Source organism: Prevotella ihumii, from assembly GCF_900155655.1.
In the GTDB taxonomy this organism is placed as follows: Bacteria; Bacteroidota; Bacteroidia; order Bacteroidales; family Bacteroidaceae; genus Prevotella; species Prevotella ihumii.
This window is the reverse complement of record NZ_LT706987.1, coordinates 393,256-413,928: the sequence shown is the minus strand read 5'-3', so window position 1 is coordinate 413,928 and position 20,673 is coordinate 393,256. Positions and strand designations below refer to the sequence as shown.

General features: G+C 43.5%; 18 protein-coding genes and 2 pseudogenes. 8 read left to right on the top strand and 12 right to left on the bottom strand.

Annotated features, from left to right (window positions below):
* Window positions 1–253: 253 nt before the first annotated feature.
* On the top strand, window positions 254–1,462 hold the full coding sequence (locus tag CZ367_RS01935) for a T9SS type A sorting domain-containing protein (RefSeq protein ID WP_077195473.1): 1,209 nt from the start codon (window positions 254–256) through the stop codon (window positions 1,460–1,462).
* A gap of 117 nt (window positions 1,463–1,579) precedes the next feature.
* Complete coding sequence (locus CZ367_RS01930) at window positions 1,580–4,711, top strand: C10 family peptidase (RefSeq protein WP_077195472.1); 3,132 nt, start codon at window positions 1,580–1,582, stop codon at window positions 4,709–4,711.
* A gap of 117 nt (window positions 4,712–4,828) precedes the next feature.
* On the opposite strand, the gene CZ367_RS01925 is transcribed toward CZ367_RS01930, so the two are convergent.
* From CZ367_RS01925 to CZ367_RS01905, 4 genes are all read right to left on the bottom strand, one after another.
* Window positions 4,829–5,230 (bottom strand): plasmid mobilization protein, encoded by a 402-nt coding sequence (locus tag CZ367_RS01925; protein ID WP_077195471.1) that lies wholly within the window; start codon window positions 5,228–5,230, stop codon window positions 4,829–4,831.
* 192 nt (window positions 5,231–5,422) lie between these two features.
* Entirely contained in the window at window positions 5,423–5,929 is a 507-nt protein-coding gene (locus CZ367_RS01915) for a DUF3408 domain-containing protein (protein ID WP_021668821.1), read from the bottom strand.
* Window positions 5,917–6,231: a helix-turn-helix domain-containing protein gene (locus tag CZ367_RS01910; RefSeq protein WP_077197333.1), complete on the bottom strand. Its 315-nt coding sequence runs from the start codon at window positions 6,229–6,231 to the stop codon at window positions 5,917–5,919. The genes CZ367_RS01915 and CZ367_RS01910 overlap by 13 nt, the downstream gene beginning before the upstream one ends.
* A 20-nt stretch (window positions 6,232–6,251) precedes the next feature.
* Window positions 6,252–6,521 (bottom strand): helix-turn-helix domain-containing protein, encoded by a 270-nt coding sequence (locus tag CZ367_RS01905; RefSeq protein ID WP_077197332.1) that lies wholly within the window; start codon window positions 6,519–6,521, stop codon window positions 6,252–6,254.
* A gap of 381 nt (window positions 6,522–6,902) precedes the next feature.
* Between CZ367_RS01905 and CZ367_RS15775 the strand changes: the two genes are divergently transcribed.
* Complete coding sequence (locus CZ367_RS15775; protein ID WP_144005924.1) at window positions 6,903–7,160, top strand: hypothetical protein; 258 nt, start codon at window positions 6,903–6,905, stop codon at window positions 7,158–7,160.
* A gap of 60 nt (window positions 7,161–7,220) precedes the next feature.
* Here CZ367_RS15775 and CZ367_RS01900 read toward each other — a convergent pair whose 3' ends face one another.
* Complete coding sequence (locus tag CZ367_RS01900; protein ID WP_202613105.1) at window positions 7,221–7,706, bottom strand: DUF1896 domain-containing protein; 486 nt, start codon at window positions 7,704–7,706, stop codon at window positions 7,221–7,223.
* A gap of 54 nt (window positions 7,707–7,760) precedes the next feature.
* A pseudogene (locus tag CZ367_RS01895) lies at window positions 7,761–8,837 on the bottom strand (site-specific integrase).
* Window positions 8,838–9,284: 447 nt separating this feature from the next.
* Between CZ367_RS01895 and xpt the strand changes: the two are divergent.
* The 5 genes and pseudogenes from xpt to CZ367_RS01875 all read left to right on the top strand — a co-directional run.
* On the top strand, window positions 9,285–9,854 hold the full coding sequence (gene xpt, locus CZ367_RS01890; protein WP_077195468.1) for a xanthine phosphoribosyltransferase: 570 nt from the start codon (window positions 9,285–9,287) through the stop codon (window positions 9,852–9,854).
* A 63-nt stretch (window positions 9,855–9,917) separates the two neighbouring features.
* Window positions 9,918–11,261, top strand: a complete 1,344-nt coding sequence (locus CZ367_RS01885; protein WP_077195467.1) for a nucleobase:cation symporter-2 family protein — start codon at window positions 9,918–9,920, stop codon at window positions 11,259–11,261.
* Window positions 11,262–11,828: 567 nt separating this feature from the next.
* Window positions 11,829–12,854 (top strand): IS110 family RNA-guided transposase, encoded by a 1,026-nt coding sequence (locus CZ367_RS01880; protein WP_077195466.1) that lies wholly within the window; start codon window positions 11,829–11,831, stop codon window positions 12,852–12,854.
* Between the two features lie 131 nt (window positions 12,855–12,985).
* Entirely contained in the window at window positions 12,986–13,138 is a 153-nt protein-coding gene (locus tag CZ367_RS16115; RefSeq protein WP_237581478.1) for a hypothetical protein, read from the top strand.
* Window positions 13,096–14,820 (top strand): annotated as a pseudogene (locus tag CZ367_RS01875) (helicase-related protein); the annotation flags it as partial. The gene CZ367_RS16115 and the pseudogene CZ367_RS01875, both read left to right, overlap by 43 nt.
* Window positions 14,821–14,907: 87 nt before the next feature.
* Here CZ367_RS01875 and CZ367_RS01870 read toward each other — a convergent pair.
* From CZ367_RS01870 to CZ367_RS01845, 6 genes are all read right to left on the bottom strand, one after another.
* Window positions 14,908–15,924: a nucleotidyl transferase AbiEii/AbiGii toxin family protein gene (locus CZ367_RS01870; RefSeq protein WP_036885309.1), complete on the bottom strand. Its 1,017-nt coding sequence runs from the start codon at window positions 15,922–15,924 to the stop codon at window positions 14,908–14,910.
* Window positions 15,917–16,522: a DUF6088 family protein gene (locus CZ367_RS01865; protein ID WP_036866237.1), complete on the bottom strand. Its 606-nt coding sequence runs from the start codon at window positions 16,520–16,522 to the stop codon at window positions 15,917–15,919. Before CZ367_RS01865 ends, CZ367_RS01870 begins: the two co-directional genes overlap by 8 nt.
* 302 nt (window positions 16,523–16,824) lie before the next feature.
* Window positions 16,825–17,751, bottom strand: a complete 927-nt coding sequence (locus CZ367_RS01860; RefSeq protein WP_036885306.1) for an Abi family protein — start codon at window positions 17,749–17,751, stop codon at window positions 16,825–16,827.
* A gap of 164 nt (window positions 17,752–17,915) precedes the next feature.
* Window positions 17,916–18,224 carry a helix-turn-helix domain-containing protein gene (locus tag CZ367_RS01855; RefSeq protein ID WP_060941488.1) on the bottom strand — a complete coding sequence of 103 codons (309 nt, stop codon included), beginning with the start codon at window positions 18,222–18,224 and terminating at the stop codon, window positions 17,916–17,918.
* Window positions 18,212–20,275 carry a bifunctional DNA primase/helicase gene (locus CZ367_RS01850; RefSeq protein ID WP_077195465.1) on the bottom strand — a complete coding sequence of 688 codons (2,064 nt, stop codon included), beginning with the start codon at window positions 20,273–20,275 and terminating at the stop codon, window positions 18,212–18,214. Before CZ367_RS01850 ends, CZ367_RS01855 begins: the two co-directional genes overlap by 13 nt.
* Complete coding sequence (locus CZ367_RS01845; protein ID WP_021669139.1) at window positions 20,272–20,670, bottom strand: hypothetical protein; 399 nt, start codon at window positions 20,668–20,670, stop codon at window positions 20,272–20,274. Before CZ367_RS01845 ends, CZ367_RS01850 begins: the two co-directional genes overlap by 4 nt.
* Window positions 20,671–20,673 lie beyond the last annotated feature (3 nt).

Sequence of the window (20,673 nt, the reverse complement as noted above, 5' to 3'; positions counted from 1 at the left end):
ATTAATTATTTTATAAGTTTCATGTTGAACAAGCTAACAACTTGATAAACAAGCTAATACCTTAACAGACTTATATTTATACCTACAAATAGGTATGCCTGAGTAACGCCACAATTAGTAGGTATTGCTCATTATATTGATAAGACGTACTTTTGCAATACAAAAGGCGTCATAACTCAAATATGCGTATCGCATTTGGTTTGCGCACTATGATATAGAGATACATTTAAACTTTTATAAAATAACAATTAACATGAGAAAATTTTTACTACCTGCTCTTTTGGCAGTATTGAGTTTAGGCATTAACGCCCAAAGTAAGAAAGCACCCAATTATTACAGAGCTATTCCAAAAGTTCACACGCATCGTCTTGCACAATGGAGTACGTTCGGAGGTTCAGAAGTCTTCAAATATAAATATGATGACTATGGCTTTCTGACAGAAGTAGAATCTACCAAAGATGATAAACCAACAGAAGTCATCAAGTTCGCTTATGATTCGAATGGCTATTTGAAAGAAGAAACACGCTATACCGTCAAGCCAGATGGCGGACAGCAAAAAGACCGACGTGACGTTTACGATCGTGACAACAACGGATTCATCAAGACCTATCACAGATACACGTTAAAACTAGATAAAGAGGGGAACCTTGTATTGATGGAAGACGTACGTTCTACATACGAGTACGATGCACAGATGCGCGTGATTAAAACCAATGACGTGCAGTTTGACGAGAAGAATCTGAAACTGGAAGATTTCGCAGATCGCCATACCACCATTACTTATGATGACAAGGGACGTGAGCAGATCTTTAGTTTTATGATGAGCAACGGCAACAATGTATGGAAAGAAGTGTTTGAATACGATAAAAACATTGACGACCGCATGGTAGGTTTGAAATATATTCCAGGAGAAGAAGCGACGGATCGCACAATCATGGAGCTAAAGTATGTGTACGATGACAATGGAGACATCAAGAACACAGGAACAGAAGATTTCCCTTACACATTCAGCTATGGTGATGAAGGCGATGAACAGTACGATGCCGCACATACGTTCATTCCTTTGGCGCAATCAGAAGGAGACCGCCTTTACTTAGGTCCGCGCAACTGTTTGTACTTCAACCACCTTCCGCTCAACAAGGCTTTTAAGCATGTTCCCGTGAGCGAATCTTCGGATGACACCGAATGTAGTTATGAAAAAAACACGGCAGTAGAGGGGAAAACGGATGGCATCGCAGAAATCACCTATGACCAAGCGAACATAAGCTTTAGCAATGGCTGCTTAATCATAGAGGGAGCAACAAACAATGGCACGGAGCAAGTTTGCGTGTACAGCGTAACAGGACAATTGGTGGCAACCCATGCGGTAAGAGGTAACAAGACTATCTGTATAAACACACTGCCTGCTGGCGAATATATAGCCAAAATAGGAAGCAAAGTTGTCAAATTTTCAAAATCTTAAAACATCACGACAGTAAAAGGCAGGGGCGCTTACGGCAATGAAGCCGTACCCTCCTTGCCGTACTTTATTTCCATACTTACGCAAGCAACGCTCGTATGCCTGCAAAAGAAATCAACAATGAAGAAAATTCTATTATTCGTTTTAATCGCCATTTCCACCTTGGCCAATGCCAATCCCATCGGAAAGCAAGAGGCCATGAAGCTGGCTATGCGATTTTTGAAGCAAAAACAATCAACGACAAGCACTCGCGCAAAAGCTCAGCGCAACCAGTTGAAAATGGTCATGCAGTGTCCCAACGCTTATTATGTTTTCAACAATGGAAACGGGCAAGGCTTTGTCATCACGTCGGCAGACGATCGGACAGACGCTGTCTTGGGATATGCCTATACGGGAAAGTTTGACGTAAACAACATTCCCGTGCAATTGAAAGACTTGCTCAGTTTGTATGAGCACGAGATAAAAACGGCTGTCCGTCTACAGTTAAAAAACCTAAAAACAACTCCTGGAACCCGTGCGGGACTAAGCGTGAAACGATCCATTCGTCCGCTCATCGAAACACGTTGGGATCAAGGAGCGCCCTATAATGACGCCTGCCCGATGGGGGCTTTTGAACGAACGGTAACAGGATGCGTCGCAACAGCCATGGCACAAGTGATGTATTATCATCAATGCCCGCAGGGAGAAACCCTCGAAACGATACCCGGCTACAAGAGCCCGAAGATAGGAAAGGTTTTGGACGCACTGCCCAAAACGACATTCGATTGGAAAAACATGCTGCGAACGTATGACGAGAATGCCAATCGGGAGCAGAAAAACGCCGTGGCGAAATTGATGAAATATTGCGGAGTCTCAACGGAAATGGACTATGCCACCGCCAAGCAAGGGGGCTCGGGAACGATAGCCGTTGAGTTGCCATACGCACTGACACACTATTTTGGATACAGCAAGACGGCACGCTATGCCGACCGTAGTGGATATACCTCAAAGACATGGAACAATATGATTTACGAGGAATTGAATGAAGGTCGCCCCGTTCTGTATGGTGGTGTGGCGCCAACTGGAGGTGGACACGAATTCGTTTGCGATGGATATGAGTCGGGCGATTACTTTCACATCAACTGGGGATGGAGCGGCTTGTCTGATGGTTATTTCCGCTTGTCTATTCTCAATCCAGACCAACAAGGAATAGGATCGTTTGAGGGCGGATATTCATTGAGCCAGTGTGCCATTTTAGGCGTTAAGCCGAATGAAGGTGAAGAGCAGTTGGACGCCATAACGGTAATAGACCTACACTTGCGCGGCCTTAGCCAAATGTCGAGAAAAAGAATTGATCAAGGTTTTAAAAACCTTAGTCTGTCTTACGAGGTGTTCAATTACATGCTGTTGCCCTTTGAAGGTAAAATGGGCGTGGGCTTATATAAAGACGGTAAGTTGATTAAAGTGGTGCACGAGAGCGATTTCATCTCGTACGAGCCAATCACCCCTAAAAGGACTTTCTATAAGGCAATCTTGAAAAACTTTGGCGCAGGACTGAAAGGTGACTATCAGCTGTTGCCCATATGCAAAGACAAAAAGGCAAACACCTGGAAACTTTGCCCTGGTGCGGAGAAGTCGGTATGCAACTTACATATTACGGAAACCCAGCTGAATGCTTCCATCATCAATCCTCAAACCATCGACTTGAAATTGGTTTCCATTGACATGCCAAAAGTCATCAAGACGGGCAGAACTTATACGGCTATGGCAAAAATAAAGAATGTTGGTCCTGACTTTACAGGCTCGTTAAGTTTTGTTTTCGGCAACAAACGTTCGGTATTGGGCTTATCCATAGCACCTGGCGCAACGATAGAAGTACCTTTGAGCTTTCAACCCGATGTGGCGAAGCCGAAAACACAATATCGCATTAACGTTTGGGACAGCATGCAAGATTGCGACATCGATTTCGTAGGTAAAGGAGAGGTGGACGTCGCAGAAGGAAAGAACGTACCAGACGCTAAATTAACGGCATCGGTATTCTGCACAAACGGTAGTAGTAAAAAGGCGGATGAACTGTATGGCACCCACCTGGAAGGACGGTTTGAGGTTAAAAATACGGCGACTGATGATTACGACCGCGATTTGCTCATCGCAATAGTTGGAAAGAAACAAGACGTACAGATGAAACGGCTAAATGCCATCATTCCCGCAGGAAAGACTATCACACTACCGTTTGCTTTCGACAACTTGATTCCTGGAACAAGATATATCATAACATTACTGGGATACGAAGGTATCTATCAAAAAGGTAAGGCTATATGCAATGGAGCCATTACGTGCAAAGCTGCCGTGATGAAGTACCTGTCAGATGGAACGTCAATGGCTCTTGAGCCAGAAGAGAGTATCGACTTGACGGATGCCATAGCAGTAGACATGCGCGACTTGAATGTGAAGCCAGATACAAAGTTGAAGCCAAGCAACAATCCCAACTGTCTATATTATCTGCACGAAGCAAGCACCGTACCCGAGGCTTTGAAAGGAAAAAATGTCATCTTGGGCGATGAAGCACCGAAGATAACCTTACAAACCAACCAGCCCATAAAGATGTTGCGCAATTTTACCGCAAGAGAAATTACATGCCAGCGTCCTTTGGTTGCCAATGGTAAGGATACAGGAAGCGCATGGACTACCGTCTCCTTACCTTTTGTTCCCGATGCCATCAAGATAAACGGCCAACCCGCCGAATTGCATGTTTATAATTTCGTTCATGAGCAGGAGAACAAACTTTATTTTAACACAACTCAGCATATAGAGGCTTATTGTCCTTATCTTCTGGAAATAAAACACATTCATGACGCAACAGCAGACATGATTCTGACCATCCATGGCAAGGATGTAGAAGTCAATCAGCAAGTCAAGAGTGTTCTCGGCTCTGACAATTATAACTTTGTTGGAACGATTGAACAACATCAGCCAGTCTCGGCTTATCTCTATAATGCAGAAACAAATTGCTTTGAGCTGTCTCAAGCACCAACTGTTGAGTGTTTCTCTGCTTTTGTGGAGCCTAATCATAACAATAACGAAAACGCCGTGAAGTCGCTGGCTGTTGTGTTGGATGACGTAGAGTTGGGCATCCCTACCCATACAACGACAAATGCTTCCCAATATGCCATCTATAACCTTCAAGGGGTTAAAGTTGGAGAGGGCAAAGAGGGAATCGCCCGTTTGCCTAAAGGTGTGTATGTTGTCAATGGAAAGAAGGTGATTAAATGACGTGAGCAGCATGATGTGACACGCGAGGGGTAGCCCTCCTTCATCAACACCTGGCATCCCATGCCTTTACAATGGGATGGTGATTTACAAACGCTCTGTTAATTTTAACCAACTGTATTAAAATTTTGTCAGAAATAGTGCATGCTGTTGTAGTCTGATAAGAAGTTGGGAATAAGTTTCAAGTTTGCCGAGCAGTTGTTGAGAAGTGACTACAGAATGATAAGTATTGAGGACTTTCACGACTTCGTTGTATAGCATGCCTATCTTATGAGTCATGGTGACGATTTCGGAGAGTTTCTCCAAGTAAGGCTCTTTTGCAGGGTCTTGGGTGATGATCTTAAAGGCTTCACCAAGAAGCCTTGCTCGGACAAAATCACTTTTCGTTTTTGCTCCCGACTTGCGGTAGAGATTGATAAGCTTCTGCTGGTCTTCGGAATTAGGTATTCTGATGTGCCATCTGTCCCATCGTGGGCAGGTGGCACATCTGCCGTCTGGCTTCTTTTGTTTCTGCTTTTTCATTGCTTTCTAATCACGACTTTGGAGTGATTTAATCCCCTTTCGGGGCAAGGGTCTTTGTGGTACAAATAGCAATTTGTGGTACAAAGACACACCTTGCTGATGTAGAAAATGGGATTATAAGCCCATGCCGTGTTACTGCATTCACTGAATACAGTAACTCAGCGTAGACTTGCATTCGAGGAATGCAGTACTTCAGAGTTTCCGCCATCTTTCCACATCATCTTTGTATTGGTCGAGATGTTCTCGAAGCACCTGCTCCACATAGCCTGAAACGCTTGCTCCCTGCTCACCGATTTTCCTCACCACGAAGTCCAACTTCCGTTGAGTTTCCTCTGATACATACACGGCTTTGCGGTGGCTGTTGCGAAAGGGCTGGAGATATTTCCCCTGAAACTCGGATAATTGCTTCCTTTCCCTTGTTTTTCCCATTCGTTGATGATTCTCTTCGGTAGAAGTAGCCCTTTCCGTTGGTGACAACTCTGTTTCTTGATAGGACGGTTGAGAATAGTCCTTGTGACTCTCCTTGTCATTTTGTTCCTCAACTTTAACAGGCTCAAATCTTTTCTTTTCCTCTTCATAATCTACGGGCTGGTCAAAATCGGGCAACTCTTCGGGCTTGCGGAGTTTAACGCCATAATTGCCCATATCTCGAAGGGCTTGTTCCAGACGTTGTTTCCTTTGTTCATCTATTCTTGCCATAATTTCTTGGGTATTGCGTTATAATGTCTTTCAAGCATTGTTTGTATGTCGCTCTGTTTGTAAAGTATCTTCCCTCCGATTTTGTAGAAAGGAAGCGTTCCTAAGTTTCTGTACTCTTGGAGTGTGCGTGTGCTGAGCCGTAATTGGCTACAAACCTCCTCGCCAGTGAGGTAAATCTCTCCGCCCAGCATCGGACGGGCTGTAGAACAATAACGCTCCAGTTTCTTCAAAGTACCCTCCATCAACTGTGCAAACATCTGCATTTGAGGGTCTTGCTGTGTAATGATTTCATTCTCTTCCATAGTTCGTTCTGTGTTTGATTTCATTCATTGTTTGCATTCAGTAACTCTGCGATGTCGCTCTCCTTATAATAGCATTTATGCCCAATGATGGAGAAGGGTATTTTACCCGTGTCGCGATAGGATTGCAGGGTGCGTTTGCTGATGCCGAGCCTGTGGCATACGGCTTCATTGTCAAGCCATTCGTCCTTTTTGGGCGGATTGCCGATGAGTTGTTCGATACTGTGGATAAAGTCTGCAAATTCGGAGTGGTGTCGCTCCCACGCTTTGCGGTCGATGATAATGAGTTTCATTGCCTTAATTTTGTTTTGATTACTTTGTTGTTGCTCGGCAAACAAACTGTTATGCAGTCCATTGCCGTACTTATCGAGTGCAAAAGTAAACCCTCGGAAGCACCGCTGCAAGAAATGAGGAAAAGCAGGGAAATGTTAGGAAAACAAGAGAAAAGACCACGAGAAAATTCCTCAGCGTTATTGCGGTAATGAGATGAGGTGCCGGCTCTTTCCTTTTATTGCATATTTGTTGGTCTATCAACAGTTCGATAGTTCGACAAATCGAGATGTCGAACTATCAATAGTTTGTTTTGACGATAGTTTGTCTTGACAACAGATAGTCTTGACAATAAATTGTTATGACAACAAATTGTACAGACAATAAGTTGTACAAAAAAAGGCTTGTCATATAATAAGATTGTCAAGACAATCGTTAGTTCTAACTATTGTTTCTATAATTCGCTTTTGCGTCCAAAGAGCCTGAGTATGCCGTATTCTTGTCGTGCCTATCTCTCTACGGCAGCCCTGCCCTGCAAGGTTGGGAGAGATGAATACGACCGCACGGATATTGAGAATTGTAGTACCGCCTTGAAAAAGAAAAATCCTGCGGTGGAGATTCTTCTCTCCATCCGCAGGACTCGACCTTGTCAGGGCAGATAGGCTGCCGTTGTACCTTTGCACGATAAGAAACGGCATCAGGAACTTTGCGTGCGCCTTTGCCTACAATGCCTTCGGGCTTGCTTCCTCCGTCTGTTTGACCATTGGCAGGTTGTTGCTCTCGATGAGCAGTACTATCGTGCCTGTCAGTTCGGTGTAAAGACGGCCGTATTGCTCGTCAGAAGCCAATGTGTCCGTCAAACCGAACTTGTCGAATGTGGCTTGAACAGCCTTATTCGCCAACAACAAAAGTGAAAGCCTCTCGGGGAGCGGTGCAGGAAGTTCCTTCTCAAATTCGTTCTCCAAGATGTAAACAAGGGTGTCATACTTTGAAAAGTGCAGTCCACTGAAAAGCACTTCACTTGCTATTCTTTCTGCTTCTAAATGGTTAAAACCTTGCGTCACGGCATCGCAGTAGGCGGTCAGTGCTATGTCGGCTCTTGCCGTGATAAACTCCGTATTACTCATTCTTTCGGGGTGATGTTCACTCATATAGCTTTCCAACTTCAATCGGAAGTAGGAAAGTTCCTTTTTGTTCTTCTGTTTCATTGTTCTTCTTGTTAAAAAGTTGGACTTCTTTTTTTGAATCATTCATTACGGCTGTTACATCCCAATTATGGGACTTGACTTTTTCGGTGTTCTTGACGGACACAGCCGTAAGGCTTTACGCAGTACCCTTGTATGCTCACTACCCATCAGGGGTTGCATTTCCTTGGCAATCTTGCTCTTGGTCACCCGTGCATAAATCTCGGTCGTGGAGATAAAGCGATGCCCCAGCATCTTGCTCACCGTCTCTATCGGAAGTCCGTTCTCCAGACAGATGGTCGTAGCAAAGGTGTGCCGTGCGGTGTGCGAGGTCGCTTGGGTATGCGGTGGCAGTCCTGCCTTAATACATATCTCCTGAATAGTTCTATTGAAATTACTGTTGCTGGGAAACTCTCGAAAGAAAAGCCCCTCCCTTCGTCCGTGGCTCACAATGGCGAGTATTTTCTCGGCAACGGGCAGCAATGGGACAATACTTCTGTTCTGTGTCTTTGTTCGGCAGAGGGAGATATATCTGCGTCCATCACCGAGCGTATAAACATCATCCATTCTGAGTTTCTTCAAATCGGAGAATGCCAGCCCCGTAAAACATCCCAAGAGGAAAATAAGTCTGCAATGGTTGTCTGTCGAGCGGTGCGGACGGTAAGCTAAGAGTTTTTGCAGGTCGTCCGCCGTAAGTGCATTGCGATCGTAGGTAGGCGTTTCTATGTCTATGAGTTCAAAAGGGTCTTCACGAACGTATCGCTCCTGCAATGCCTTGCGAATGACCTAATGCAAGTGGCGTAGGCGGTTGCCGACACTGCTTTCCTTGTTTTCCAAGTCCCGAAGTATGAAAAGACGATCCCGTACTCGCTCTGCCGTGATGGAAGCATTGGATTTACCCGAAAGAGACTCATAAACCTTGTGAATACTCACCTGAAGGCGGTCAAGTTCCTTGTTTACCGATACGGTTTCAGCACTCTTGCCCAGCAGTCGGTTCTTGCGACTGTCCCACAAGCGAGGAGTACATGAGCATTTGCAACTAAATTGTACCATAGAGTGTCCTGCGCTGATGCGTCCCATGATGGGACTTTTACCGTTTTTGTTCTGCGTACCTCTTTTGCGGTAGAAAAGCAGCTTGAATTTTTCTTTTTCCATTGTTTTTTGCTTGCAAAATTACACTTCTTCGAGGAACTTTGAGCGGTGTAAGGCACTGATAATGAAAGAGAAAACACCGTTTTAGTTACCACTTTAAGCCGTCCTTTTCCTTTCATCGTTTTTCGAACGATTTGGTAACTGAACTCCCTCCTTTTCGCTCCCTTTTCTGCCTGTTTTCTATGATGCAACCCTAAGAAGAAACAAGCAATATCCGCTGTATTTCAGTCAGATATGAGTTTTATTCCATTTTCTGCTTTCTACTCCCATACTTCCGCATAAAAGTTATGGATTTCATTGATGGGATAAAATATTTAGAATAAAAGCTAATTTGTTTTTGAAAAAAATAGTAAATTTGCACGCAATTATTGTTGAAGGACTTTTATTTAGAAGTCCTTTTGCTTTTTTAGAGTTAATTCAAAATACACGCAAAATAAAAATAATTGTACAATGAAGACATTGAAAGACCGCATCCTTAAAGATGGTAAATGTTTTGAAGGAGGAATATTAAAGGTAGACAAGTTTATTAATCATCAGTTAGACCCTAACTTGATGAAGCAGATAGCTGTGGAATTGATACGCCGCTACGCATCTACCGAAATCAACAAAATTATTACAGTGGAGGCAAGTGGCATTGCGCCAGCCATAATGATGGGCTTCTTGCTCGACCTACCTGTGGTATTTGCAAAAAAGAAAAAGCCATCAACAATGGTCGATATGCTTTCGGCAACGGTCTTTTCGTTCACCAAACAGCGTGAATATCACGTGTGTATATCAAAAGAATATCTTACTCCTGACGACAAAGTGCTCTTTGTAGACGACTTCTTGGCGTATGGTAATGCAGCCAGAGGCATTATGGATTTGTGTCAACAGGCTGGGGCAGAACTCGTGGGAATGGGCTTTATTATTGAGAAAGCTTTCCAACACGGCCGTGAGGCGATAGAGGCTGCGGGGGTACGCTGCGAGAGCTTGGCAATTATTGAGTCGTTAGACAATTGCGAAATCAAACTTAGAGATTAAGCGAGATTAGTTTTTGCTTTACGAAAACTTTGAAAACTAAAATTATTATATTGTAACCTAACTATGGAAGAATCAAAAGAACTTATTTACGGACTGAACGACCGTCCGCCATTGCGTGAAACTATATTTGCGGCACTTCAGCACCTTTTGGCCATCTTTGTGGCTATTATCACTCCACCGCTCATCATTAGTTCGGCATTACAATTCGATTTAGAGACAACGGGCTTTCTTGTATCTATGTCGCTCTTCGTGTCGGGTATTGCTACCTTCGTACAATGTTATAAGTTAGGTCCTGTGGGGGCAGGCTTGCTCTGTATCCAAGGTACATCATTCTCATTTATTAGTCCTATCATTGGCGCAGGTATGCTCGGAATGGTAGGCGGAAAGATGAATGTAGAAATGGGACTAAGCTATATTTTTGGTGCGTGTTTGGTGGCATCAGTGGTTGAAATGTTTGTGAGCCGCATTTTACCTTATATGCGTAAAATCATCACTCCGTTGGTTTCGGGCATCGTGGTTTCGCTCATTGGTATGTGCTTGATTAAGGCTGGTATTAATTCGTGTGGAGGTGGTCAGATGGCAATGGAAGCAGGGCAATTTGGCTCTATGCAAAACCTTGGTTTAGCACTTTTGGTATTGTTGAGTATTGTGTTTTTCAATCGTTCGGGCAATCGTTTCCTCCGTATGGCTTCCATTGTGCTTGGCTTGTTGTTGGGCTGTGTGGTTGCTTATTTTATGGGAATGATAGACCTCTCACGTCTTAATGGAGCTGGTGCATTGAACATTCCTGTACCTTTCAAGTATGGATTGCGTTTCGACGTGGGTTCTATTATTGGTATTGGTCTCATCTATCTTGTAACAGCTGTTGAAGCATACGGCGACATCACTGCAAACTCGCTCATCTCTGGTCAACCAGTTGAGGGCGAAGTGTTTATGAAGCGTGCTCAGGGCGGTATTCTTGCCGATGGTTTCAACTCGTTTTTGGCAGCAGTTTTCAATAGCTTTCCAAACTCTATCTTTGCGCAAAACAATGGTATGATACAACTTACGGGTGTGGCAAGTCGCTATGTAGGTTATTTCATAGCAGGTGCTTTGGTCTTTTTGGGCTTGTTCCCTGTAGTAGGACAATTGTTCTCTTTAATTCCCGACTGTGTACTTGGCGGTGCTACACTTCTTATGTTCGGAACAGTGGCTGCAGCAGGTATTCGCATCATTGCCGCAACTACTATCAATCGTAAAGCAGTTTTGGTGATGGCTATTAGCTTTGCTATGGGTTTGAGCGTTGAACTTGTTCCCGATATTATGAAGAAAATGCCCGAAATCATTCAAAATATATTCTCAAGCGGTATCACAATGGGCGGTCTTACAGCCATTCTTGCCAATGCGTTTATCCGCATCAAAGAATGAGTCTTTTCTGTTTAGAAATCCTCATAACACTACTTTTGAAACCTATAAATTCATCTCTCTGCGGATGAATTTATGGGTTTTGTTTGTCATAAATTATTTTTAACCCCAATCGGTCGTTAGAATGAGAATGTATTTTGCGATTATGTTGAGATTTATTTTGCATATATCAAAGGAGCATAGCGGGCTATGTGACTGCAGATATAGGTAAAATAAAGCCAAAATAATCCAAAAGACATCTCATAAGTTTCAAAAATAATAAAGTAAGCACCTAAACTGGTCTAATGACCTCTAAGTTTGCAGAAGAATGCGACGCAGTCGCATAAACATTAAATAATCAAGATAAAACTATGATTACTAAAGACAGTTTCGTACCTTTGTTGTAAAAAGGTAGAATCGGTCTGTCGAAGAGGTAAACCAGCTAATGACCCAACTAAAAGCTATAAATCGTTTCGGACCTCATCGACATAGTTGCAAAGACCAGATAGAAAATTATCGGCTCTGAGCCTTGTTAGAGTGTTAGTCCATACAACTATCGACCAATTCTACTTAATAAAATTGTACAAAGATATGAAGAATTTATTTATCGGAGTTGATTTTTCGAAAGAAAAAGTTGATGTGGCTATCATTTTTGCAGACGGTCTGACAGAAACGGCCCCAAGAGTGTTCAACGAGTTCAAGACAACAGTGTCCGGCTACAAGCAACTGGTCAAGTGGGTGGAGAAGAATTCCTACGGCATCGACCCATCCCTGTGGCTCTTCTGCGGTGAAAATACTGGCGACTACAGCAAAGGGCTATGCAACTTCCTCTACGGCAAAGGCTACGACATGTGGCTTGAGAACGCCAAGAGCATCAAGGACGCATCAGGTCTCAGACGATTGAAGTCTGACCGCGCCGACGCCTCGATGATTGCAGAATACGCTATGAGAAATCACGACAAAGCCGTTATGTACGAGCCACTTAGCGAGTCACTTGCACAACTACGAGAGCTGTTTCTGTATCGTCAAATGGTGGTACGTCATAGATGCAGCTTTCAGGTGCGTAGAAGCGAGAAGAAGCTCACCATGGAGAAATCGCCTATCAAGACGATGATCTCGCAGAGCGGAAGGCATATCGTGTCAGAACTCAATAAGGAAGTTGAGAAGATAGACAAGCGAATCACCGAGCTCATTAAGTCGGACGAAGAGCTCACCGAGGTGTTCACCATCGTGACCTCGGTGCCTGGCATAGGAACGCAGAACGCTGTCTGTCTGATGGTGTATACAGACAACTTCCATCGTTTCAACTACGACTCGCACAAGATTGCCTGCTATTACGGCTTAGCCCCATTCGGAAAAGACTCTGGCACCAGTGTGCATTCTGATCCGCATGTACATTATATGGCGAACCGCCAGATAAAGGCTATGCTGACACAAGCTGAACTGGCTGCCGTCAAATTCAATCCCGTTATGGCGAGGTACTATATGCGCCTCGTGGAACGCGGAAAGAAGAAGCAAGTTGCACTGAACAATGTCAAGAACAAACTTGTGCATTTGGTCACTGCAATGGTTAGAAACCGCCAAACATTCACCCCTGAATATAAAATCTCAGCATAAATTGAAAATAACGGTCAAAATATTTGGATATTAACATAGAAAGCTCGATTTGGGTTAAAACCATTGTAAGCATCCAATATTAGCCGCCTTTGTGTAACATTCTTACTTTACTACCTTTGCCCGAAAAACTTATGTTTGTACTCAACGAAACAAATGTTTTTCGGGTTTGTTGCACTCCTGTGGATATGCGTCAGGGTATTCTTCGCCTGTCCCAATTGGTACGCCGCAACACCCCCATTACTTTTATGCGGAGATTTGCGATTTCCGCACAGCAAAGGATATAGGCATCGATCGTCCCGAAAAAAACGAGATACTCCATAACATTCCGCCGACACCTGAACAGGAGGAGTTTATCGGCAAGTTGATGGAGTTTGCCAAAAACGGTGATGCCACGCTTTTGGGGCGTGCGCCGTTGAGCGAGAGTGAGGAAAAGGCAAAGATGCTGATTGCAACTGATTACGCGCGCAAGATGAGCTTGGATCTACGCATGATAGACGAAAATGGGTACTCAGACCATATCGACAACAAGGCAAGCCATTGTGCGAAATTACTCAATGACTACTATCAGAAGTATGATGCACAGAAAGGTACCCAGTTTGTATTCTCCGATTTGGGTACGTATAAGCCCGGTGGAGATTTCAATATCTATTCGGAGGTAAAGCGTAAATTGGTGGAAGATTATCATATCCCGTCCTACGAGATACGCTTCATTCAGGAGTGCAAGAATGAGAAAGCCAAGAAAGCGATGGTAGAAGCGATGAATCGTGGAGACATCCGTATCATCTTCGGTTCTACTTCTATGCTTGGAACGGGTGTCAACGCCCAGCAGCGTGCGGTGGCGGTGCATCAACTTGATACACCCTGGCGACCCTCAGATTTAGAACAGCGCAATGGTCGGGCAATCCGTAAAGGAAATTTGGTTGCCAAAGAATTTGCAGACAACAAGGTCGATGTGATTATCTATGCCGTGGAACGGTCACTTGACAGCTACAAGTTCAACCTTCTGCATAACAAGCAATTGTTTATCAATCAGTTGAAGACCAATACGCTCGGTAGTCGTACCATTGACGAGGGTTCGATGGACGAGGATAGCGGTATGAACTTTTCAGAGTATGTTGCCGTGCTATCTGGTAATACGGACTTGTTAGAGAAAGCCAAACTCGACAAGAAGATTGCCACGCTGGAATCCGAGCGTAAGAACTTCCTCCGTGAACGTGATGCCGCAACGGGAAAGTTGGCAGAGATTGACAGCTCCGTGTCTTTCCATTCAGACAAGATCAAGGAAGCCAAGGCAGACTTGGTGTGCTTTGAGAAGCGCGTGGAACGTGATGCAGAGGGCAATCCTATCAACAAACTGGTCATAAAGGGTGTGGAGGACAGCACAGACATCAAGGTCATTGCCGCACGCCTGCAAGAAATTAACGACAAGGCACGCACCAAAGGTGAGTACAATAAAATAGGTGAGATTTATGGTTTCTCTATCATGGTGAAGACGGAGAGTACCTCAAAGGATTTGTTTGACTGCTCCGTGAACCGTTTCTTTGTCAAAGGACAGGAAAGCATTTACTATACCTATAATAACGGTAAGTTGGCTGCGGACCCGAAACTTGCGTGTGAGAATTTCTTGGGTGCGCTGGGGCGTATCCCCAAGGTGATAGAATCGCACGAGAAGGAGAAAGAGAAGGTTGCAGCCAATAAGGAAATCTATACTGCTATCGCTAATGGAACGTGGAAGAAAGAAGAAGAGCTTCGTTCGCTCAAAGGGCAGTCGGCAGAGTTGGACAGAAAGATTGCCCTTACACTTGCACCATCGGAAGAGGAAAAGGAAGAAACGGAGGGCATGAAACAAGAAGAGGCTTTATCTGGCAATAGTCATTCTGTCAAGATAAGCAATGAGCCGTCTCCTGTTCAAAATAAAGAAGAGGACAGTCATTCACAGAGTTTCAGACCCAAATGGAGACACTAAATATAGAACTATAAGTGTTAACGATTAGATTTCGGCAATAATACCATTTTATTGCCGAAATCTTGTTCTATTCCAAAACCGTAAGCATTATTTGTGACAATCTTCTCCTCTAAACATCTCTTGAAGTTTTGACATCCCCTTTAATAATTCATCAAATGTTGGCTTTTCCCCGTAAATCATAGATTCTTTCATTGACTCATAGTCGGAACTCCATGTGTCAATAATATCTTTTCTGGGGATAAGCTGGAGACGTTTGCGTACATCAGGCGTATAGTCCACACCTCGCACAGAGGTGTAAATTTCCCGATGATGGCGTATGGATTCCCATAAAATATCATCAGTAACTGCATCCCTTGCAAAATCTTTATTCATCATGACGTAAAGGTCATAAAGGTGTCGGCTTTTGCGTTCAGCCACCATTCCATGCCCGGGAACAGAGAATAACTCATGGAGCAAGAACACCTTTTCAAGAAATGTCTTTGCAGGAATGGCAGTATATATGACACTATCGGTCAATGGCATAATAAGGAGGTTCTCACCAAGGATACTTTTGATCTGTATTGGCTCTGTCGGTTCAATCAATGAACGCGCACTGACTTCCAATACTACATCAGGACGAAGATATGTGAGTGCCTTATCAAAGACAGACTTGTAATGAAGATAAATCTGACGTGGTTCGGGATACGTGTTATCACCTTCGCCGTTGGGTTGTGCTTCGACTGTAATAAACGACTGTAATCCTTGCCGTTCAAGTTCTTCGCAAATCATGGGAGCCAGCTTCGCTAAAACGAAAAGCGACGATGTCTTACGCAATTTCTTGATTTGTTTTTTCGTAAGGTCTCCTTCCTGCGCGCCAAGGAATACGGGATCAACAGCAAGGTCTATATCCTCCGAAAATCGTTCTATGAGTTTCCAGCCTTTGCTCAGACTTGTACCACCCTTGAAAACTATATGCCCGGCAACAGGCAGTGCAAAGATCACCTGTAGGATTGCGGTTACCCAGAAATCTTTCTCAACGACTTGGGCTGGCAGTCCCACCTTATGCGCAATTGATTCATAGACGGTTTTTCGCTGTGAATCTGATAATTTCAAAAACTTATTCATACAAGCTAATTATAAATTCCCTTACCTTTGAGGTCATTAGTTTTAGATCTGTCGCCTGAAAGCGGGGATTTGCGTTTACCTGTGCTTTAATGAGGGCGATCTGTTCCTCCGTCAAATTTTCCACTTTCCAATCTTTAAGTGCCATTGTCAAAAGAAGAGCTAACTGGCTGCGAATGGCAAAGTATCTGGGTGAGGCACGCTTGAATTTTATGTTTTTCCCCTCGCCAAGATCTATTGTGCGAGACACTCCGTCAGTTAAATAAACAACATTCATCGGCACCTGTTGAGTAAGTCCCAGTTGGTATTGGGCAAAAAGCCCTGTTGGGACAATTCTTGCCCCGTCTCTTTTTGCCATTGCCTTGGCGATGTCTTCAAGCGATGGAGGGACTGCACCAAGTCCATACACCTTTTCTATTTTAGGATAGCAGTAAATACCACGTGCGACTCTAAGCAACAGTCCCTTCGCCGTGAGGCGCTCCAATGCTTTATTAACTGAATTTCGACTACCATACGAAATAAAATCACCAATAAAGAATACAGAACTACGTCCGCATTTTTTTACCTTTGCAAGTATTTTATTTTCAATACTTTCATTCATATTTACATATAATTTTTGTCGCGAAACAATACATTATTCACGACAGCAAAGATACATATTAAAATCCATAGTCAGCTCAAAAATCTACGAAAAAATATATATTTGCTAAAAGAAATAGCCTTTCCTTTGAAGATAGCCATTCACAGAGTTTCAGACCCAAATGGAGACACTAAATATGTATTGGTTATCCAAATGAAAGTCAAGCACTTGTTCTTGTGCTTGACTTTCGATTTTTGAAAAATTTTTATCTTGGCATTCTTATATTGTGTATGATAATTGGTTGAATTATCTCCATAAATTCATTATTGCCAGATAGGTTCTTTATTCCAATGATTAGGGAAGCCAATCTTGTAAATTGGAATATCCGGACGTTCTTCTATCAATGAGATAATTTTCTTTTTGTAAGTGTCTCCGGCATTGATAGCATTGCACAGGTACAACATAGAGGTAATTATCAGATATGGCTTTTTCTTGGCAAACTCCGAAAGAGGATTTCTCAGCCATATACCTTTGGGATTGTTGATATCCATAGGTCGTTTTACCATATTCCGACTCCAAACTCTGGAATGATGGGCTACAATATTCCTCAAATAGGATATAGCTTCGAGCCAGCTTGAGAGTTCCGTGTGTATGTTAAGCCCGAAGTCATTGGCAATTCTCGCCTTTTCCGGTAACTGATGACAGAGATTCTTGTATATCTTTGAAAGGGTACCGAAAGTTGCCACCTCAAAAATCACCCACGCATCAGGCTGCTGGGTAAATGATGTACATTTCCCGTCTTGCCACACTCCGTATTTGCGTTTGTATTCTTTTATAAAGACTTCACCACTGCGCATAAATTCGCTCATCAAATCCTCTATATGCTGTTGGTGGAGAGATTCATTTACAAAGAGTTTTTTGTCGGTATAGAATAGCCCGCCAAAAGATTGTGAGAGATGATAAATCATTTTTGTTCGTAGTGCTATCTCTATCGCTTCAATGGCATCAAACAGTATCAGGCGTAATTCCTTATCGAAGAAATAACGTGAGATAACATCCTCAAATCTGGATTCCTCCATAAATATATGATGGTCTCTGTCCTTTTGCATATCCCACCAGTACCCCTTTAATCGGTAGTAGCTGATATGGTTCAAGTGAAGACGGGCAAAATCCTCGTCTTCAATAATCATACCCCTATCTTTCAGTAAATCGATTTGTTCCTGAATGGAACGTGATTTTTTATTTGCCATAGTATATATAAAAAAATGACTCGCCGGCAGATCTTACGGTATGCCAAGCGAGTACTGTTATCTTCATGTGCGGTAAAACCGCAACCAACTTTCTGCTTGCAAAGGTAAGTATTATTTTTGTCCCGACAAAATAATTGCGGATAAAAAAATATAAGCAACAATAATTACCATCCCTCCCGCTTTCGGAGCATCTCATCTATCTCTTCTCTGAGAAAGAGTAAACGCCCATTGGCTTTAAGATAGGGTATCTTTCCAGCCCAAACCCAGTTATAGATGGTCTTCTGCTCCACTTTGAGTATCTTGGAAACGTCGATGATGTCCAAGTATTCAGGTTTCAATGGAGGGTGTACGGTCGTGTCGATGGATTGTTCCTGTAAAACCAGCAAGCGATCAAGTTTGTCCTCGACAGTCATCAGCTTGTCAAACAAGCGTTTCTGGCATATATCTTCGGTTCTTTGGTCTATGTATGACATAATTCTCCTTTTTGATAGTTACCACTTGTGTCTTGCGACAAAATACGCTGCTCCTTCATATAGGCAATATACTTCTTTGCCGTTCGATCCTTGATTTCCATTTCACGCATCAACACATCGCACAACTCTTGATATGATAGCTTTAGTTTGGCACGGAATGCAGACTTTACAACAGCCAACAGTTCATCGGTCTTGCGTTTTTCCTTATCCTCTTTCGACTTTTCTCCACGATAAACGTGCATATCGGCTTCCTTGTCCCATCCAAAAAGCATTATCGGCACATCTAGCGGGCTTCCATCACGCACTTTCAATGCCTTGACGACCGAGTGTTCGGGATTGTCATCTTTCTCGATGGAGAGAATGCCCGCAGCCTTGCGTTGCAGTTCAGACCCTATATGTCCTCTGAGTTTGATGCCGTTGGGTACAAAATGGAGTACGCAAATGATACAAGTATTGTAAATTCCTGCCAATCGATAGAGTTCGTCCACGATGGCTATACTCTCTGTTTCGTCGTTGGCGGAGCGTATCAGGTCTGCTATACCGTCAATGACCACAAGATGAATTCCACTGTGTTTGTGATGAAACAAGTCCATACTCTCACGAATGATTTTCAGTCTGTCCTTGCGTGATAGCGATGCTAGATAGAGGGAATGATAAAACTCTGGCACGGACTTGATACCAGCCCTGCGAAGTGTCTTCTCCAAGTTCTTATAGAGTTGTGCCTCCGATTGCTCTGTATCGTAGTGAAGTACAGCCAATCCTTTGGGGTTGGCAGTTACTTCCAATCCCAAGGTTTGCTCTGCCTTTAATCGTTCTCTCCCAAGAGTGCCGGCAAGGATGGCGGCAATGTAGTTGCTTTTGCCTGTTCCTTCTCCACCTGTGATACAAAACAGATTGTCCTGCGTTCCAAGCGGAACACCATTTACTGCCACCACCGACTTTGAAGCGTCTGGCGGATTATCGTAGTCTATCTCACAAGATTGCAATATCATCATCGTCTGTGCATACATATTGGTGAACATATCATTAAGAAGCACTTTCAAGTCCTTTGCTTCATAGCCCAAGGCAAAGAAGTCCGATATATCCTTCTCCGACTTACCCCCTTGCAATGGTAAGGTTAGACTCAATACCTTGTATTGAGCAAGTGCATCTGTCTGCCGTTTAGCTTCTCTAATGCCTGTCTCATCAGAGTCGTACAATATAATAATGTGGCGAAAGCGGAGCTGTAACCCTTCGATGATATTCTCTGGAATCTGTGCCGTCTCACTGTTGAAACAGATGGCATTGAAACCATGAGCCGAAAGTGAAAGCACGTCTTTCTCCCCACCTGTGATGAAAACAACATCCCCTTTGCTGGGCAGCTGCTGGAAGCCAAAAACATAGTCGTTCACTTTCTCACCCCCATAAAGAAAGCGCAGCTTACTCTTAGGGCGATAGACTTTTACAAACTTTCCCATACTGTATGCAAACATCGGATCTTCATGTGTTGAACCAAGTGTAAACGGCTTACCCTGATTGGAGACAGACTCATAGCGAGCAAGCGACTTTACATGAAAACGTTGCAGAGTCTTAGTATCAATACCATATTGCTCCCAATAGTCTAGTTCTTTGACATTGAAAGATTGCTCAATTAGCTTGTACCACTTTTTACCTTCCATCTTCTTGAGCTGGTTAGGTGGTTGTACTAAGGTTGGTTTGCAAGGCTTCATCATCATTGTGTGGGGATTACTATGTTCTTTCCTTTCAATGCAAATATTCAGCTGCAAGTCCCGATTTATGGTTTCAAGCACCTTAACAAAGTCTTTCCTCACGTCCAGTCCGAGCATTGTGGCTGCAAACCAAAAACAGTCCCCCGAATAGGCTTCATTGCCAAAATCCTTCATTCGGTAGCAGCCGGACTTGTTGTCGAGATAGATATTGCACGATGCACGCTTGTCGTCATACAAAGGATTTCGAAAATTGCGCTTTGGCACAAAGTCGATGGGCATATAGAAGCAGAACACATCCAGTCCTTTGTTGGTTCGGCTTAGTATTTCTTCTTTGATGTTCATAGTTCCTCAAATAAAGTTTGACCATTTCCCATATATCCTTTAAGGACACCATCCTTGTAGGCGTTGAGTCGTTGCAGGGCTTCCACCCGTCTGAAACCCTTGAAGGAGGCACGTCCGCTCTTGACGGCGACGTAAAGTCCCTTGAACGGATAAGCAACGTGGTTGCATGATATATACCTGAACGGGATTGCGTTGGTGTCCCTCCATCGGGCAAGGGATGCCCGCGAAATGCCCAAGAGTCTGATGACGTCGGAGGAACTGAGTTCCATCTTATCCTCCAAAACGGAATAATCGCGTCTCATTTCCACGATAAAGCTGGCTATTCGCTCCATGTCGTTCCTTAGTGAGCGTAACTCTGCAATTACCGTCTTTTGTAAATTATCTTCTTCTGTCATATG

Excerpts from the sequence above, each read along its gene's own strand:
- CZ367_RS01935 (WP_077195473.1), top strand. The coding sequence starts at position 254 with ATGAGAAAATTTTTACTACCTGCTCTTTTGGCAGTATTGAGTTTAGGC.
- CZ367_RS01930 (WP_077195472.1), top strand. The coding sequence starts at position 1,580 with ATGAAGAAAATTCTATTATTCGTTTTAATCGCCATTTCCACCTTGGCC.
- CZ367_RS01925 (WP_077195471.1), bottom strand. The coding sequence starts at position 5,230 with ATGAAAAAGCAGAAACAAAAGAAGCCAGACGGCAGATGTGCCACCTGC.
- CZ367_RS01915 (WP_021668821.1), bottom strand. The coding sequence starts at position 5,929 with ATGGCAAGAATAGATGAACAAAGGAAACAACGTCTGGAACAAGCCCTT.
- CZ367_RS01910 (WP_077197333.1), bottom strand. The coding sequence starts at position 6,231 with ATGGAAGAGAATGAAATCATTACACAGCAAGACCCTCAAATGCAGATG.
- CZ367_RS01905 (WP_077197332.1), bottom strand. The coding sequence starts at position 6,521 with ATGAAACTCATTATCATCGACCGCAAAGCGTGGGAGCGACACCACTCC.
- CZ367_RS01900 (WP_202613105.1), bottom strand. The coding sequence starts at position 7,706 with ATGAAACAGAAGAACAAAAAGGAACTTTCCTACTTCCGATTGAAGTTG.
- xpt (WP_077195468.1), top strand. The coding sequence starts at position 9,285 with ATGAAGACATTGAAAGACCGCATCCTTAAAGATGGTAAATGTTTTGAA.
- CZ367_RS01885 (WP_077195467.1), top strand. The coding sequence starts at position 9,918 with ATGGAAGAATCAAAAGAACTTATTTACGGACTGAACGACCGTCCGCCA.
- CZ367_RS01880 (WP_077195466.1), top strand. The coding sequence starts at position 11,829 with ATGAAGAATTTATTTATCGGAGTTGATTTTTCGAAAGAAAAAGTTGAT.
- CZ367_RS16115 (WP_237581478.1), top strand. The coding sequence starts at position 12,986 with ATGTTTGTACTCAACGAAACAAATGTTTTTCGGGTTTGTTGCACTCCT.
- CZ367_RS01870 (WP_036885309.1), bottom strand. The coding sequence starts at position 15,924 with ATGAATAAGTTTTTGAAATTATCAGATTCACAGCGAAAAACCGTCTAT.
- CZ367_RS01865 (WP_036866237.1), bottom strand. The coding sequence starts at position 16,522 with ATGAATGAAAGTATTGAAAATAAAATACTTGCAAAGGTAAAAAAATGC.
- CZ367_RS01860 (WP_036885306.1), bottom strand. The coding sequence starts at position 17,751 with ATGGCAAATAAAAAATCACGTTCCATTCAGGAACAAATCGATTTACTG.
- CZ367_RS01855 (WP_060941488.1), bottom strand. The coding sequence starts at position 18,224 with ATGTCATACATAGACCAAAGAACCGAAGATATATGCCAGAAACGCTTG.
- CZ367_RS01850 (WP_077195465.1), bottom strand. The coding sequence starts at position 20,275 with ATGAACATCAAAGAAGAAATACTAAGCCGAACCAACAAAGGACTGGAT.
- CZ367_RS01845 (WP_021669139.1), bottom strand. The coding sequence starts at position 20,670 with ATGACAGAAGAAGATAATTTACAAAAGACGGTAATTGCAGAGTTACGC.